At 61.5% G+C, this 14851-nt stretch carries 12 protein-coding genes; 5 read left to right on the plus strand and 7 right to left on the minus strand.

All coding sequences use genetic code 11. The features are described from left to right. Window positions 1-9: 9 nt before the first annotated feature. Window positions 10-942, minus strand: coding sequence for a methylenetetrahydrofolate reductase (locus LQK83_RS10150; RefSeq protein ID WP_230837281.1), 933 nt, complete (start codon window positions 940-942; stop codon window positions 10-12). A gap of 197 nt (window positions 943-1139) precedes the next feature. On the opposite strand from LQK83_RS10150, the gene purU reads away from it, so the two are divergent. The 3 genes from purU (at window position 1140) to ligM (ending at window position 4387) form a co-directional block, all read left to right on the plus strand. Beyond that, a complete protein-coding gene (purU, locus tag LQK83_RS10155) occupies window positions 1140-1988 on the plus strand; it encodes a formyltetrahydrofolate deformylase (protein ID WP_230837282.1) in 849 nt (282 codons plus the stop codon). Between the two features lie 97 nt (window positions 1989-2085). After that, the gene (locus tag LQK83_RS10160; protein WP_230837283.1) at window positions 2086-2817 is read left to right on the plus strand and encodes a GntR family transcriptional regulator; all 732 of its coding nucleotides are present in this window, start codon (window positions 2086-2088) and stop codon (window positions 2815-2817) included. Between the two features lie 157 nt (window positions 2818-2974). Then, complete coding sequence (gene ligM / locus LQK83_RS10165; RefSeq protein WP_230837284.1) at window positions 2975-4387, plus strand: vanillate/3-O-methylgallate O-demethylase; 1413 nt, start codon at window positions 2975-2977, stop codon at window positions 4385-4387. Window positions 4388-4426: 39 nt separating this feature from the next. Here ligM and LQK83_RS10170 read toward each other — a convergent pair whose 3' ends face one another. The 6 genes from LQK83_RS10170 to LQK83_RS10195 all read right to left on the minus strand — a co-directional run bounded on the left by LQK83_RS10170 (window position 4427) and on the right by LQK83_RS10195 (window position 9644). Then, the gene (locus LQK83_RS10170) at window positions 4427-5014 is read right to left on the minus strand and encodes a Uma2 family endonuclease (RefSeq protein ID WP_230837285.1); all 588 of its coding nucleotides are present in this window, start codon (window positions 5012-5014) and stop codon (window positions 4427-4429) included. A gap of 70 nt (window positions 5015-5084) precedes the next feature. Then, window positions 5085-5786, minus strand: coding sequence for an ABC transporter ATP-binding protein (locus tag LQK83_RS10175; RefSeq protein ID WP_230837286.1), 702 nt, complete (start codon window positions 5784-5786; stop codon window positions 5085-5087). Beyond that, the gene (locus LQK83_RS10180; RefSeq protein ID WP_230837287.1) at window positions 5786-6529 is read right to left on the minus strand and encodes an ABC transporter ATP-binding protein; all 744 of its coding nucleotides are present in this window, start codon (window positions 6527-6529) and stop codon (window positions 5786-5788) included. Before LQK83_RS10180 ends, LQK83_RS10175 begins: the two co-directional genes overlap by 1 nt. After that, a complete protein-coding gene (locus tag LQK83_RS10185; RefSeq protein WP_230837288.1) occupies window positions 6526-7524 on the minus strand; it encodes a branched-chain amino acid ABC transporter permease in 999 nt (332 codons plus the stop codon). The genes LQK83_RS10180 and LQK83_RS10185 overlap by 4 nt, the downstream gene beginning before the upstream one ends. Continuing rightward, the gene (locus LQK83_RS10190; RefSeq protein ID WP_230837289.1) at window positions 7521-8381 is read right to left on the minus strand and encodes a branched-chain amino acid ABC transporter permease; all 861 of its coding nucleotides are present in this window, start codon (window positions 8379-8381) and stop codon (window positions 7521-7523) included. Before LQK83_RS10190 ends, LQK83_RS10185 begins: the two co-directional genes overlap by 4 nt. Before the next feature lie 93 nt (window positions 8382-8474). Further along, window positions 8475-9644, minus strand: coding sequence for an ABC transporter substrate-binding protein (locus LQK83_RS10195; protein WP_230837290.1), 1170 nt, complete (start codon window positions 9642-9644; stop codon window positions 8475-8477). A 289-nt stretch (window positions 9645-9933) separates the two neighbouring features. On the opposite strand from LQK83_RS10195, the gene LQK83_RS10200 reads away from it, so the two are divergent. Then, complete coding sequence (locus LQK83_RS10200) at window positions 9934-10299, plus strand: response regulator (protein WP_230837291.1); 366 nt, start codon at window positions 9934-9936, stop codon at window positions 10297-10299. A gap of 48 nt (window positions 10300-10347) precedes the next feature. Next, window positions 10348-14844, plus strand: a complete 4497-nt coding sequence (locus tag LQK83_RS10205) for an ATP-binding protein (RefSeq protein WP_230837292.1) — start codon at window positions 10348-10350, stop codon at window positions 14842-14844. The last annotated feature ends 7 nt before the right edge of the window (window positions 14845-14851 follow it).

Raw genomic sequence — 14851 nt, forward strand, 5'->3', positions numbered from 1 at the left:
GCCGTTTCCTCACGCCATCGCCGCGCGGGGCTCCGCCGGCACCTGCCGGTTCATCCAGTCGGCGGCGGTGCGGATGCCGCCGAGGGGGAAGACGTGGACCTGTGAAATCAGGCTCTGCGGGTTGCGCGCCTTGTATTGCGCGAGGCCGCTGACGACGTCGGTGGGCTCGTAAGGCGTGAGCAGGCGCGTCACGTCAATGGCGCGCTTCTGCAGGACTTTGAGCGACGGACCGACGCCGCAGGACAGCGCAAACTGGATCAGCGTTTGCAGCTTGGCGGGTCCCGCGATGCCAACATGGATGGGGAGGCGGACGCCGAGATTGGCGATGCGCTCAGCCCATGATGTGACTGCGGCCGCATCGAAGGCGAATTGGGTGACGATTGCCATCTGGGCGTCCGTGCGCGCGGAAAAATCCTGCTTCCATAGGAGGCTGGCATCGACTTGCGCCGTCGTGCCATCCGCATCGATATCGCGATTGCCCTCGGGGTGGCCGGCGACATGCAGGTGCTGGAAGCCGTAGCGGTCGAAAAGGCCGGTTTCGAGGAGCTGAATGGCGCTTTCCAGCGTTCCTTCCGGCTGTGTCAGTCCGCCGCCAAGCAGCAGCGCCTGCGTCACGCCCGCTTCTTCGCGATAGCGGCGCACCCAGGTTTCCAGCGTAACTACATCGGGAATGATCCGGGCCGGAAGATGCGGCATGACCGGGAAACCTTCCTCCGTCAGCCGCCGCGCGGTCGCCAGCATGTCCTCGAAAGGCGTTCCGGCGATGTGGGCGATATAGACCCGCGTTCCTGACGGCAGCAGCGCGCGGAAGCTTTCAACCTTCGCCGCCGTGCGCGGCATGACTTCGATGGACCAGCTGTCGATGAAAGCCATCCCCTCCGGGTCGAGATCGGGGCTTGAGGCCTTGCTGTCGGTGCGACTTCCGAAATTCAAAAAAGCCATCTTGCTCCTCCTCGATGTCTCTTGCTATGTATACATCAATGTTGTCGAAACAATCAATATGCGCACGAAAATGACCTTTAAAGCTGATATTTGGCGTTAAAGCCTTGAAAAATGTGTACGAGAAGCCGGTTTTTGGCATGCAAGGGCTGAAGGGAGCGTGGGAGCGCTCCCCAAGTCCGTTACAAGGGAGGAAAGACATGGCCGACTATATCCTGACGCTTCGCTGCGCCAATCGCAGCGGCATCGTCGCTGCCGTTGCGGTGCGCATAGCCACCCATGGCGGCGACATTTTCGAAGCGCATCAGTTCGATGATCCGGAAACCGGCATGTTCTTCATGCGGGTCGCCTTCTCGATGGCCGAGCCGGAGGCGGCTTTTCGCGCTGGCATCGATGAAGAGGTGAAGCGCTTCGGTCTCGACCTGACGCTGCGGGTTGCGGGAACGCGACGCAAGGTTCTGCTCATGGTCTCCCGCTTCGACCACTGCCTCGGCGATCTACTCTACCGGATGCGGATCGGCGAGCTGAACATGGAAGCGGTCGGCATCATCGGCAATCACCCGCGCGAGGCGTTGAACCTGACGCTGATGGAAGGGATTCCCTATCATCATCTGCCGGTGACGAAGGAGATCAAGGCTGAACAGGAGGCGGGGGTGCGACGCATCGTCGAGGAAAGCGGAGCCGAGCTTGTCGTGCTGGCGCGCTACATGCAGGTGCTTTCCGATGAGTTTTCGGCCTTTCTCTCCGGCCGCTGCATCAATATCCACCACTCCTTCCTGCCGGGCTTCAAGGGTGCCAAGCCCTATCATCAGGCTCATGCGCGCGGCGTGAAGATGATCGGAGCGACCGCCCATTATGTTACCGGCGATCTCGATGAGGGGCCGATCATCTGTCAGGATGTCGAGCCGGTCAGCCATGCCGACACGCCGGAAGAGCTGGTGGGCAAGGGGCGTGATATCGAGCGTCGTGTTCTGGCGCGTGCTGTGACCTGGCATCTGGAGGATCGCGTTCTGCTCAACAAGCACAAGACGGTCGTTTTCGCCAAATAGGCGGCACATGCCGGCAGTGTATACAAGTCGCCCCCGAGGCGCTTCGCAGCCGCCTCTGTGGGTGCTATAGCGTTTGCGTGAATGGGGGAAACCAACCATGAAAGTCAGCGAAGCCGCCACCCATGGCCGCCGGGCCGTGATCGAATTGCGCGAAAAGATCGTCAGCGGCGAATTGCCGGGCGGGATGCGGCTCTTCGAGGTGTCGCTCGCGGAAACGCTGGAGATTTCCCGCACGCCCGTGCGTGAGGCGCTCTCGCGGCTGGCGGAGGAGGGGCTTCTAGACCGCCTGCCGAATGGCGGTTTCGTCGTGCGCCGCTTCGGCTATGCGGACGTCATCGATTCCATCGAATTGCGTGGTGTCATGGAAGGCACGGCCGCCCGCCTTGCCGCGGAGCGCGGTGCTTCGCCGGAGGGGCTGGCGCGGCTGCATCAGATCGTCGAAAAGATCGACGCCTGCTTCGGGGAAGGCGATGCGGTCGATTTTGATGCCTATTCCGACCTCAATGAGGATTTTCACCGCGAGCTGGCCGGGCTCTGCGGCAGCGAGATGATTCGCCGCGAGGTCGAGCGCGCCTCGGCACTGCCTTTCGCCTCGCCCTCGGCCTTTCTGCCCAACCGCATGGAAATTGCCGCGTTTCGCCGCTCGCTGCGCTCGGCGCAGGAGCAGCACAAGGCGATCGTGAACGCCATTGTCGGTCGCGAAGGCGCGCGGGCCGAGTTCGTGGCGCGGGAACACGCACGCACGGCGCGGCACAATATTGAATACATTTTCAACAAGGATCCAGATCTCTTAGCCAAGATCCCCGGACTAGCCCTGATTCATCGCTAGAACCCGAAAAACAGCGCGCCTGTCTCGTGATGCTGGTTGAAACCGTCATCCTTTTGTCGTTCTCTCACGCCACTCTCCCTGAAAAAGAGGCTTGCATTCTGCGCATCAATCGGCATGAATGTATACATAGATAGCTTTGCCAATGGGAGGAACCACGATGGCTGCGTCCAGTCTGTCCGACATCATGAAAGAGAATCCCGACATCGTCGGGCGCCTGCGCAACTCCAAGATCGGGATGTATGTGTACCCGGTTGTCGCCCCGGAATTTGCCAACTGGCGTGACGAGCAGGCGGCCTGGCGCCATTCGGCCGTTCTCTTCGACCAGTCGCACCACATGGACGAACTGATTGTCGAAGGCCCGGATGCCGAGGCGTTTCTTGCCTATCACGGCATCAATGCCTTCTCGAATTTCGGCCTCAATCGCGCCAAGCATTTCGTGCCGGTCACGCCGAACGGTCATGTCATTGGTGACCACATCATTTTCCGCGAGCGTCAGGACAAGTTCATCCTTGTCGGCCGCGCGCCGACCTCCAACTGGCTGATGTTCTGCGCGGCCTATGGCAAGTGGAACGTCCGCATCAAGCACGATCCGCGTTCGCCGTCGCGGCCCGAGGGTGAGCGCGTCTTCCGCACGCATTACCGCTACCAGATCCAGGGTCCTGAAGCGAACAAGATCTTCGAAAAGCTGAATCGCGGCCCGATCCCGGACATCAAGTTCTTCCATGTCGACCAGATCAATGTCGGCTCCAAGAAGGTTCAGGCGCTGCGCCACGGCATGTCCGGCGCGCCGGGCCTGGAAATCTGGGGTCCGTACGACGACAAGAACTACATCCTGAGCTGCATTCTTGAAGCCGCCAAGGAAGCCAATGTCGATCTCGTGCGCTGCGGCAGCCGTGCCTATTCGACCAACACGCTGGAATCCGGCTGGATCCCGTCTCCGCTTCCGGGCATCTATACAGGCGACGGCATGCTTGCGGCCTATCGCGAATGGCTGGGTGCGGACTCCTACGAAGCGACCGGCGCCATCGGCGGCAGTTATGTCTCGAACAATATCGAGGATTACTACGTCAACCCGTTCGAACTCGGCTATGATTTCTACATCGGCTGGAAGAAGGACGACTTCATCGGCAAGCAGGCGCTGCTGAAGATGAAGGAACAGAAGAACCGCAAGAAGGTGACCTTCGAGTGGAACGCTGAAGACGTTGTCGAAGTCATCGCCTCTGCCTTCAAGCCGGGTGAAGACCACTACAAGTGGATCGACTTCCCGCAGCCGAACTATGCCTCCACCAGCGCCGACCTGATCCTCGACCAGAGCGGCAAGCGCGTCGGCATGTCGATGTTCAACGGCTATTCCTACAACGAACGCTGCCTGCTTTCGCTGGGCATCGTCGATCCGGACATCAACGAGGGCGACGTTCTGACGCTGGTCTGGGGCGAACCGGACGGCGGTTCGGGCAAGACCTCGACCGAGCGCCACAAGCAGGCGAAGATCCGCGTGCGTGTGTCGCCGACGCCATACGCTCGCGAAGCCCGCGAGAACTATGCCGAAAGCTGGCGCACCAAGCGCTGACGCTTCAGAGAGGCGCGGTGGGACACTGCCGCGCCTCTTTTACGTTCCCTCGTTTTGACGGACCAGCCTTGGTTTGAACTCAAGGCCATCGTAAATGTCATCGAGTGAAATCGTGATGCCGATTTCGGGAAGCTCGACGCTCGACCCCGCGCTATCGCGCATGATTTCTTCCCAGCCTTCCCCATCCCGATAATGAAGCAGACAACCAACGTTGTTGGTATCGACAAGCAGGATGTAGCGGATATCTGGGTTCGATTTGTACTCCAGCACCTTCCGGTGCGAGTCGAAGCTGCGGGTCGATGGTGACAGAACCCCGATGACCAGAACCGGTTCCGACGCGAACATGGACTCGTCATCGCGCCTGCCGCAGTCAACGACGACATCGGGATAACGAACAGTGCCTGGGCCAATCGAAACGCCTGTATCGGCCGATGTTGGGCGGCAAGTCTTGCCACGCAACTGATTGTATAAGGACGCAAAGATATTGGCGGCGATTGCCTGATGGCGCTGGTTTGCTCCGGCCATCATCACCGGAACGCCGTCCACCAGTTCCCACTTCTCGTCGCGATCCTGCGCGAAGTCAAAAAACGCGTCGGCGGACATGTACTCCGGGGCTGGTTGCGGCATCGGTCACTCCTGCAACATGGCAGAGGATCGTATTGAACAGAGGAACAAGCGTCAACGGGTGAGTGATGCCTCACGCCACGCTGAGCAGCCCATCCAGCCGCTCCGGATCGTCCAGCAGCCCCTGCGACGTCCCACGATAGCTCACCGCGCCGCGATCCAGAACGACGGCCTCGTCGGTCAGTGGCAGGATCTTGCGCGCCTTCTGCTCGATGATGATGGCCGACATGCCCTCATCCCGGACAATGCGGCGCAGCGCTGCCAGTAATTCATCGACGATGATCGGGGCAAGGCCCTCCAGCGGTTCATCCAGCAGCAGCAGCTTCGGGTTCAGCATCAGGGCGCGGGCGACGGCGAGCATCTGCTGTTCGCCGCCCGAAAGCTGGTTGCCCATGTTGCGGCGGCGTTCCTTCAGGCGCGGGAACATCTGATAGGCGCGATCCAGCGACCAGGGACCGGGGCGGGCGGTGGCGGTCAGGTTTTCCTCCACCGTAAGCGAGGCAAAGATATTGCGCTCCTGCGGCACCCAGCCGATGCCGAGCGGCGCGCGCTGTTCGGCGCGCAGGCGGGCGATGTCGCGTCCGTCGAAATGGATCGCGCCTGCATGATGCGTCGTCACGCCGGCAATCGTGTCGACCAGTGTCGTCTTGCCCGCGCCGTTGCGCCCCAGCAGTGCCAGAGAGCGGCCCGCCTCGACGGCAAGATCGACATGGGAGAGCACTCGCGCCTCGCCATAGCCGGCGACAAGCTTTTCGATGCGAAGAAGCGCCGACATCAGGCATCCTCCCCGAGATAGATGGCTTTCACCTGCGGGTCGCGCGCAATCTCCTCTACCGTGCCTTCAGCGAAGAGAGCGCCGGCGGCCAGAACCGAGATGCGGTCTGCGAAGGAGAAGACGAGGTCCATGTCGTGCTCGATCAGCACCACAGTCACGTCTGCGGGCAGGGCCCGCACCATGGCCAGAACCTCCTCGCGTTCCTCTTCCGGCACGCCCGCCGCAGGCTCGTCGAGCAAGAGCACTTTCGGCTGCGCGGCGATAGCGAGCGCAATTTCAAGCAATCTTTGCTTGCCATATGGCAGTGATTTTGTCTCGCATGACATAACGTCAGCGAGACGAAAGCGTTCGAGCGTTGAAACAGCCTCCTCCGCTACGTCGCGGTCGGCGGCTAGCGGCCGCCAGAAGCGGCGACCATGGCCCTTGCGTTCGCCGATGGCGAGCATCATGGATTCGAGCGTGGTGAAGTCGCCGAAGAGCTGGTTGATCTGGAAGGTGCGCGATAGTCCGCGCGCCACGCGGGCGTGGGCGGGCAGTGCGGTTATGTCCTCGCCGTCGAGCAGAATTTGTCCGCTGGTTGGCGCGAAGACCCCGGTGAAGAGGTTGATCAGCGTCGTCTTTCCCGCGCCGTTCGGGCCGATGAGTGCGTGGCGGGCACCCTTGCGAATGGACAGAGAAACATCATGCGTTGCGGTAAATCCGCCAAAGCGCTTGACGAGGTGTCTGGTTTCCAGCGCAGTCATTTAGCGGCCTCCTCGGTCTTGCCCTTGAGCCGTGCCGCGAGAAGCGCAGGCCAGCCTGTCAGGCGCTCGCGGCCGATCATGACGATGGCGACCAGGATAAGGCCGATCCAGAACATCCAGTATTGCGGAGTGGCGACCGATAGCCAGTCGCGCAGTAGCGTGAAGATGATGGCGCCGAAAATGCCGCCGTAGAGATAGCCAGCGCCACCGATGACCAGCACGAGGAGCACATCTGCCGAACGGTGGAAGGCGAGCACGTCGGGCGAAACGAAATTGGTGGTCTGCGCCAGCAGCGCTCCGGCCATGCCGGCATAGGCGGCGGAGATGGCATAGACCACCACGATCCGGCGCTTCGGAGAAATGCCGAGCATGGCGGCGCGGCGCGGATTACGCTTGATCGCCATGAGCGAGAGGCCGAAGGGCGAATTCACGATCCGCCGTGCGATATAGGTGAGGGCGATCAGTACAACGAGGCAGTAGACATATCCGGTGCGGCCCCAGAGATCGAATTCGAACAGGCCTAGAATGGGTCCCATGGACATGCCCGAGAGCCCATCCGCGCCGCCGGTCAGCCAGGCGGCCTGATTGCCGACTTCCGCGAGCAGCATGGCAACGCCGAATGTGGTCATCAGGCGCGTGAGGTCCGAGCCACGCAAGACGAGGAAACTGGTGGCGAGCCCGAAGAGGCCGCTCACGAGGCCAGCAAAGAGGAGGCCGGTGACCGGTTCGGTGACATAGTCCCGGGCAAGGATCCCGGCGGCATAGGCCCCCAGCCCGAAAAAGGCAGTGTGACCGAGCGAGACGATACCGGCATAGCCGAGGATGAGATCCAGCGAGACAGCAAACAGTGCCAGGATCACGATTTCCGTCAGGATCAGCAATTGCGAGGGCAACAGGAAGATCGCAGCGATGGCAACGAGCCAGAGCGCGATTTCCCACACGCGCCAGCGACGCTTGGCATTGAGGAGCGCAAGGGCCTCCATTTGGTGGCTCATCGTCCGCCCTCCCGCGTGAAGAGGCCGTTGGGACGCAGGATCAGGACGAGGATCATCACCGCGTAGATGATGAAGGCGCCGGCCTGTGGGAGGTAATATTTGCCCGCGACATCGGCGATGCCGAGAAGCAGCGCGGCGATGAACGGACCGGTGATCGAAGACGTGCCGCCGACGGTGACGACGATCATGAAATAGATGAGAAATTTCAGCGGGAAATTCGGGTCAAGACCCAGCATGTCCGCGCCGAGCGCGCCGCCGAGGCCTGCAAGACCGGAGCCGAGCGCGAAGGTCAGCACGAAAATGGTCGAGACATTGATGCCAAGCCCGCGCGCCACGCGCCCGTCATCGACAGCGGCGCGAAGCTGGCTGCCGAAGCGCGTGCGGGTCAAGGCAAGTTGGAGTGCCACCGCCAGAATGGCGCAGATGACGATGACGAACAGGCGGCTGCGGCCTATTCCAATGCCGAAGACATCGAAGCGACCTCGCAGTTCGTCCGGCAGGTTGATGAGCTGCTGCTGGCCGCCCATGAAATAATCCGCCGCCGCAATCGCCATGAAGACGAGGCCGATGGAAAAGAGAACCTGATCGAGATGCGAGGCGCGGTAAAGCCGGCGATAGAGCGTGACTTCGAGGGCTGCGCCGATGAGTGCCGTGGCGACAAAGGCCGCCGGCAGGCACAGATAGAACGAGACGCCGTAGCGGTTCATCAGGATCACGGTGACATAGCCACCCGCCATGGCGAAGGCCCCGTGGGCGAGGTTCACGAAATTCATCAGCCCGAGCGTGATCGACAAGCCGCAGGCCAGGACGAAGAGCAGCATTCCATAAGCGATGCCGTCGAACAGGATCGTCAGCATGGTCTCTCCCGGTTATACGGCGGGGAAGCGCCCCGCCGCCGGTTTCGGAAATGTCAGTGACTGGAGATCACCGAACTGAGATCGCTTGGCGACTTACTTGGCCACGAAGGGGTCGTGGACCTTCTTGAAGGTGTCGAACTCGACATTGTAGAGTTCGCCGTCCTTCTTCTCGACCTTGCGGATATAGATGTCCTGCACAATGTCGCGGGTGGCGGGATCAATGGAGATGGGCCCACGCGGGCTCGTCCATTCCATGCCCTTCATCGCGGCGATCAGCTTCGTCCCGTCGGTATCGCCATTGGTCTTGGCCAATGCGGCATAGGCGAGATGCATCGCGTCATAGCCGCCGACGGCCATGAAGTTCGGCCGGATCTTGGCCGCCTCCTTCACCTGTTTGACGAAGGCCTTGTTTTCCGGGCTGTCATGGGCGGCGGAGTAGAAATGGCCGGTGATGACGCCGAGCGCCGGATCGCCGATGGCGCCGAGCAGATCGTCATCGGTCACATCGCCGGTGGCGATCAGCTTGATGCCGGCATCCGCCAGACCGCGATCGACGAACTGCTTCATGAACAGCGAGCCGACGCCGGCCGGAACGAAGACGAAGACGGCATCCGGCTTGGCGTCGCGCACCCGCTGCAGGAAGGGTGCGAAGTCGGGATTCTGCAGCGGCACGCGGACGGCTTCAACGATCTGACCACCATCCTTTTTGAACTGGTCGGTAAAACCCTTCTCGATGTCGTAGCCCGGGCCGTAATCCGTCACCAGGGTCACGACGCGCTTCAGCCCGTTTTTGGCGGCCCAGGTCGCGACCGGCACGGCGGATTGTGGGCCGGCCATGGATGTCCGCACGAAGTAGTCGGACTTCGACATGATGGCTGACGTCGTGGCTGACGTGATGATGGCGGGCACCTTCGCCTGATTGAGGACGGGTGCGACCGCCATGGCCAGCGGCGTCAGGCCGAAGCCAACCAGCATCGACACCTTATCATTGACGACAAGTTCCTGCGCGATGCGGCGCGTCTGATCGGCGGTGCCCGCGTCGTCGCGCAGAACGATCTCGATCTTCTTGCCGCCCGCTGTGTCGCCATTCAACGCCATGTATGCACGAACGCCGGCTTCGACCTGTCGGCCGGTCGAGGCAAAGGGGCCGGTCATCGGCAGGATCAGTCCGATTTTGACGGTGTCGGCGGCCATCGCCGTACCGGCGGCCGATAGCATGGCAAGCGCTGCGGCGCTCGCGATCAAATGACGTCTGGTGATCATGTGTACTTCCTCCCGTTTATCGTCCCGACACCCGATCGCCATCGGTAAAACCGGACAGGAAGGGCCCGCTCCTCCAAGCACCTTTCCAAGCGATCGCTCCATGAATGAGAGGTAATGTATACATAGTTATACTGGCCGCACAAGATGCGATCGAAGAGTGCCCGGTTCCAAGGCGTGCGCGCCGAAGCGGCTTGGTTGCCGCGGAGAAGCGCGCGAATTTTAGACCGTCGACGGAACTTTCACCCAACACACACGTTTGAAAGTTCTTTGATCATTTTCGGGGACACAAATGACCACACCTTCCGGCCTGCGTGTATTCGTCGTGGAAGACGAAGAACTCGTGTTGATGATGATCGAAACCATGCTTGAAGAACTGGGATGTATCGTCACGGGAAGTGCAAAGTCGGTGCCCGTAGCGCTTTCAGCCGTCGAAACGGTTCCCTTTGATCTCGCCTTGCTGGATGTGAATCTGGAGGGCGTCAAGGTCTTCCCGGTCGCCGAGGCCATTGCGGAGAAAGGCCTGCCTTTCATCATCTCAAGCGGCTATGGGCGGGAGGGTGTCCCTGACGCGTTCCGGCATGTTCCCATCATTCCCAAGCCCTTTAGGCTGGAAGAGCTGGATGAGGCCATTCGCCAAGCCTTTACGCCAGCCTGACAGTTCAGGACGTAATTCAATGACATCCCCAGTTTGCCGGAACGCATTATGAGTGAACATGATCTCGAGACGAACGCCGGCGCCCATCTCAATTTCCTGGCAGGCGGCGGGGAAATGGGTGCGCTCATTCGCGCTCACGACTGGAGCAGGTCGCGCCTGGGCCCGCCGCAATTCTGGCCGCAGAGCCTGAAGACCGCGATCCGCATCATGCTCACGTCCAGACAGCCGATCTGGATCGGTTGGGGCGAGCAGCTGATCTACCTTTATAATGACGCCTACAAGTCCATCATCGGTGGCAAGCACCCTTGGGCACTCGGCAGACCAACGGCAGAGGTCTGGCGCGAGATCTGGCCGGAAATCGGCCCCATGCTCACCAAGGCCATGGGCGGTGTCGAGGGAACCTATGTCGAGGAGCAGCTCCTGATCATGGAGCGGCACGGATATCCCGAGGAAACCTATTACACATTTTCCTACAGCCCGATCCCGACGGATGACGGCACGCCAGGCGGCATCATCTGCGCCAACACGGACGACACGCGACGGGTCATCGGTGACAGGCAGTTGCGTCTGCTCAGAGAGCTCGCGGCCCGCACTGCAGAGGCAAGAACCTGGCAGGAGGCCTGCGAAAGAAGTATCCGCGCTCTTTCCACCGATCAGCACGACATCACGTTCGCGCTCTTGTTCATGGCGCCGTCCGTCGGGGCCGAAGCGACTATGGCGGCCTCTTTCGGTGTCCACCTGCCTGAACATGGAAAGGTCAGCGAGTTTTCCTCCTGGCCGCTTGCCGAGGTGATGCAAAATCACCAACCACTCCTTTTGAGCGACGTATCCGGGCTGTTTCCGGGTTCGGCGCCGTTGGGGGCGTGGGACCGGGAAAGCGCTCAGGCCTCCATTTTGCCCGTGCTGCCGTCCGGCGAAACGGGTCGGGCTGGGGCACTTGTGGTCGGCTTGAACCCCTATCGTCAGTTCGATGAGGGCTATCGCGGCTTCCTGACGCTGGTTGCGGGCCAGATCGCCTCGGCAATCGCCAATGCGGACGCCTATGAGGAGGAACGCCGGCGGGTGGAGGCGCTTGCCGAACTGGACCGCGCCAAGACGGCTTTCTTCTCCAATGTCTCGCATGAGTTCCGGACGCCGCTCACACTGATGCTGGGGCCGCTCGAGGATGCATTGTCTGCCGACCTTACAGCGGACCATATGCGGTCGCAGGTGGAGCTTGCCCACCGCAACGGCTCGCGTCTCTTGCGGCTGGTCAACAGTCTTCTCGACTTCTCGCGCATAGAAGCCGGGCGGGTCAGCGCCCGTTATCAGGCAACCGATCTCTGCGAATTCACAACAGATATCGCCTCCAGCTTTCGTTCCACGATTGAAAGGGCGGGCCTGAAGCTCTCCATTGACTGCGAGGGGTTGCCCGACCTCGTCTACATCGATCGCGACATGTGGGAGAAGGTGATCCTCAACCTTCTGTCGAACGCCTTCAAATTCACGATGGAAGGCGAGATTTCCGTCTCCGTCGGAATGGCGTCCGATGGCCAGTCCGCCGCCGTGACGGTGCGGGACACGGGTGTGGGGATTCCGGCGCATGAGATGCCCAAGCTGTTCGAGCGCTTTCATCGCGTCGAAGGCGCGCGGGGTCGCAGCTTTGAGGGCAGTGGCATCGGTCTGGCGCTGGTGCATGAACTGGTGATGCTGCACGGCGGCTCCATCACGGCCGAAAGCACGGAAGGGGAGGGCACCCGGTTTACCGTGACCCTGCCGCTGGGCCGCGCGCATTTGCAGCGGGAGCGGATCCTCGAAGGTGGTGCGGTCACGACGGCGGCGGTCTCCAGGTCGCATGAATTCGTGGAGGAGGCTCTGCGTTGGCTGCCGGATACCTCTGCCCGTCAAACCCATCCCGAGATATCCGTCTCCGGCCTGAATGCGCTGACGGTGCAGGGCGATCTCTCGCAAAACCTGGGCAAGCGCATCCTGCTTGCCGATGACAATGCCGATATGCGCGCCTATGTCGGTCGCCTTCTCGAAGCGCAAGGCTACGAGGTTGTTCTGGCCGCCGATGGCCAGGCGGCGCTTGAACTCGCGCATGAGCGCAAGCCGCATCTCATCCTCACCGACGTGATGATGCCTAAGCTGGACGGCTTCGGCCTGCTCCGGGCCGTGCGAACCAATAGTGCTCTTGCTGACACGCCGGTCATCATGCTGTCGGCGCGTGCGGGCGAGGAAGCCAAGGTCGAAGGCCTGGATGCCGGCGCGGACGACTATCTGATCAAGCCCTTTGCAGCGCGCGAACTGGTTGCGCGGGTTCACTCCAACATTCAGATGGCGGAGATCCGGCGAGAGGCCGCCCGCGCCGTCTTCAAGAGCGAACAGCGTTTTCTGATGACGCGCGAGCGCCTTGGTCGGGCGCTTTCGACCGGCCGTGTGGCGGTGTTCGACTGGTCAGTGGACAGCGACAGGCTCACCATCCATGGACCTCTGGCAGAGGTTTTCGGTGTCGATGCTTCGCAGGCCGAGACCGGGCTGCCGTTGCAGCATTTCGTTCAGGCGATCGACAGCCGCGATGTCGAGCGGGTTCTCTCGGTGCTCGATCGCTCCGTCGAGAGCGGCGCACCCTACGAAGCGGAATACCGGGTCCACGGGAGCGGCCAGGAGCGCGTTGTCGTGGCTCGCGGGCAGGTTGCCTGTGATGCAGCGGGCCAGAGGAACATGAGCGGTGTCATCATCGACATCACGGCGGAGAAGAGTGTGACGCGGGAGCTTGAGGAGCAGATGCGCGCCCTCTCCATCCTGAACCGGACCGCCAGCGCCATTTCCGGCGATCTCGACCAGGAAAGGCTTGTCCAAGCCATCACGGATGCGAGCATCGAGCTGAGCGGCGCGCAATTTGGCGCATTCTATTACGATGTGTCCCATGATGAAGGCGAAGGCCAGATCCTTTGCAGCGTCTGCGGACTGGACCGCGCGGGTCTCCAAGCCCTCTCACAGCGCTGGGGTGGCCGGATCTTCAATTGCGAGATTGCCGGCAACGAGATTGTATGTTTGCCCGACATTACGTCCGATCCCCTTTATCCTCAGGCGCCGGTCGACGGTCATGCTGCCGAAGACCTGCCGTCTGTCCGCAGCTATCTCGCTGTTCCGGTCAAGTCGCGCACCGGCAAGGTCATGGGTGGCCTCTTCTTTGGTCACGGTGAGGCGAATATTTTCGATGCGCGGACCGAAGAGCGGATCATGGCGCTTGCCAGTCAGGCTGCCGTCGCCATCGACAATGCGCGGCTTTTCCGCTCTGCCGAGAAGGAATTGCGGCAGCGCCGTGTGGCGGAGGAAGAGCTGCAGGGGCTCAATGCCACGCTGGAGCAGCGCGTTGCCGAGGAGATTGCCGAACGGGCCAAGGCGGAAGAAGCCTTGCGCCAGGCGCACAAGATGGAGGCTGTCGGCCAGCTGACGGGCGGCGTCGCCCATGACTTCAACAACCTTCTGACCGTCATCATCGGCGGCCTCGACACGATCAAGCGCAGCAAGCCCGGGGATGAGGCGAGGATCATGCGCGCTGCTGAGATGGCATTGCAGGGGGCGCATCGCGCCGCGAGCCTGACCGGGCGGTTGCTGGCCTTTTCCCGTCGGCAGCCGCTCAATCCGAAGCCGCTGGATCCCAATATTCTCGTGCGCGACATGAATGAACTGCTGCACCGGACCCTAGGAGAACAGATCGAGCTGGAAGGGGTGCTGGCCCCGCGTGTCTGGACGATCGAGGTGGATCAGAACCAGCTCGAAAGCGCCATCATAAACCTTGCCGTCAACGCGCGCGATGCGATGCCGGCCGGCGGAAAGCTGACGATAGAGACATCCAACACTGCGCTGGACGAGTCCTATGCAGCGACCGACGCCGAAGTCGTGCCGGGGCAATATGTCATGATCGCCGTCAGCGATTCCGGTTTCGGCATGTCGAAGGAGACACTGAGCCGAGCCTTCGAGCCCTTCTACACGACCAAGGAGGTCGGACGCGGTACCGGCCTTGGGCTCAGCATGGTCTATGGCTTCGTCAAGCAGTCGGGCGGCCATGTGACCATCTATAGCGAAGAGGGCCAGGGAACTACGATCAAGCTCTATTTCCCGCGGTTCCGCGGCGAAATCGATCATCTTCCGGTCGCCGACGCGGCCGCGATACCGACCAGCAGCGAAGGGGAGGTCATTCTCGTCGTCGAAGACAATGACGAAGTTCGCGCCTACAGCAAGATGATCCTGACCGAACTCGGTTATCTGGTTCTGGAGGCTGCGGATTGCGAGGCGGGTCTCGGCATACTGCGAACCGACCGGCGCATCGATCTGCTCTTCACCGATGTCGTCCTACCGGGCCGCACGGGCAAGCAACTGGCGGACGAGGCCTGGAAACTGAGGCCCGGCCTGAAGGTTTTGTTCACGACCGGCTATTCGCGCAACGCCATCGTCCATCACGGCCGGCTCGATGCAGGGCTGCAGCTGATTTCGAAACCCTTCACCTTCGAACAACTGGCATCCCGCGTCAGAGGCGTACTCGACAAGCCGGACTGAAAAGCGA

Source organism: Rhizobium sp. C1, from assembly GCF_021026335.1.
Taxonomy (GTDB): domain Bacteria; phylum Pseudomonadota; class Alphaproteobacteria; order Rhizobiales; family Rhizobiaceae; genus Ensifer_A.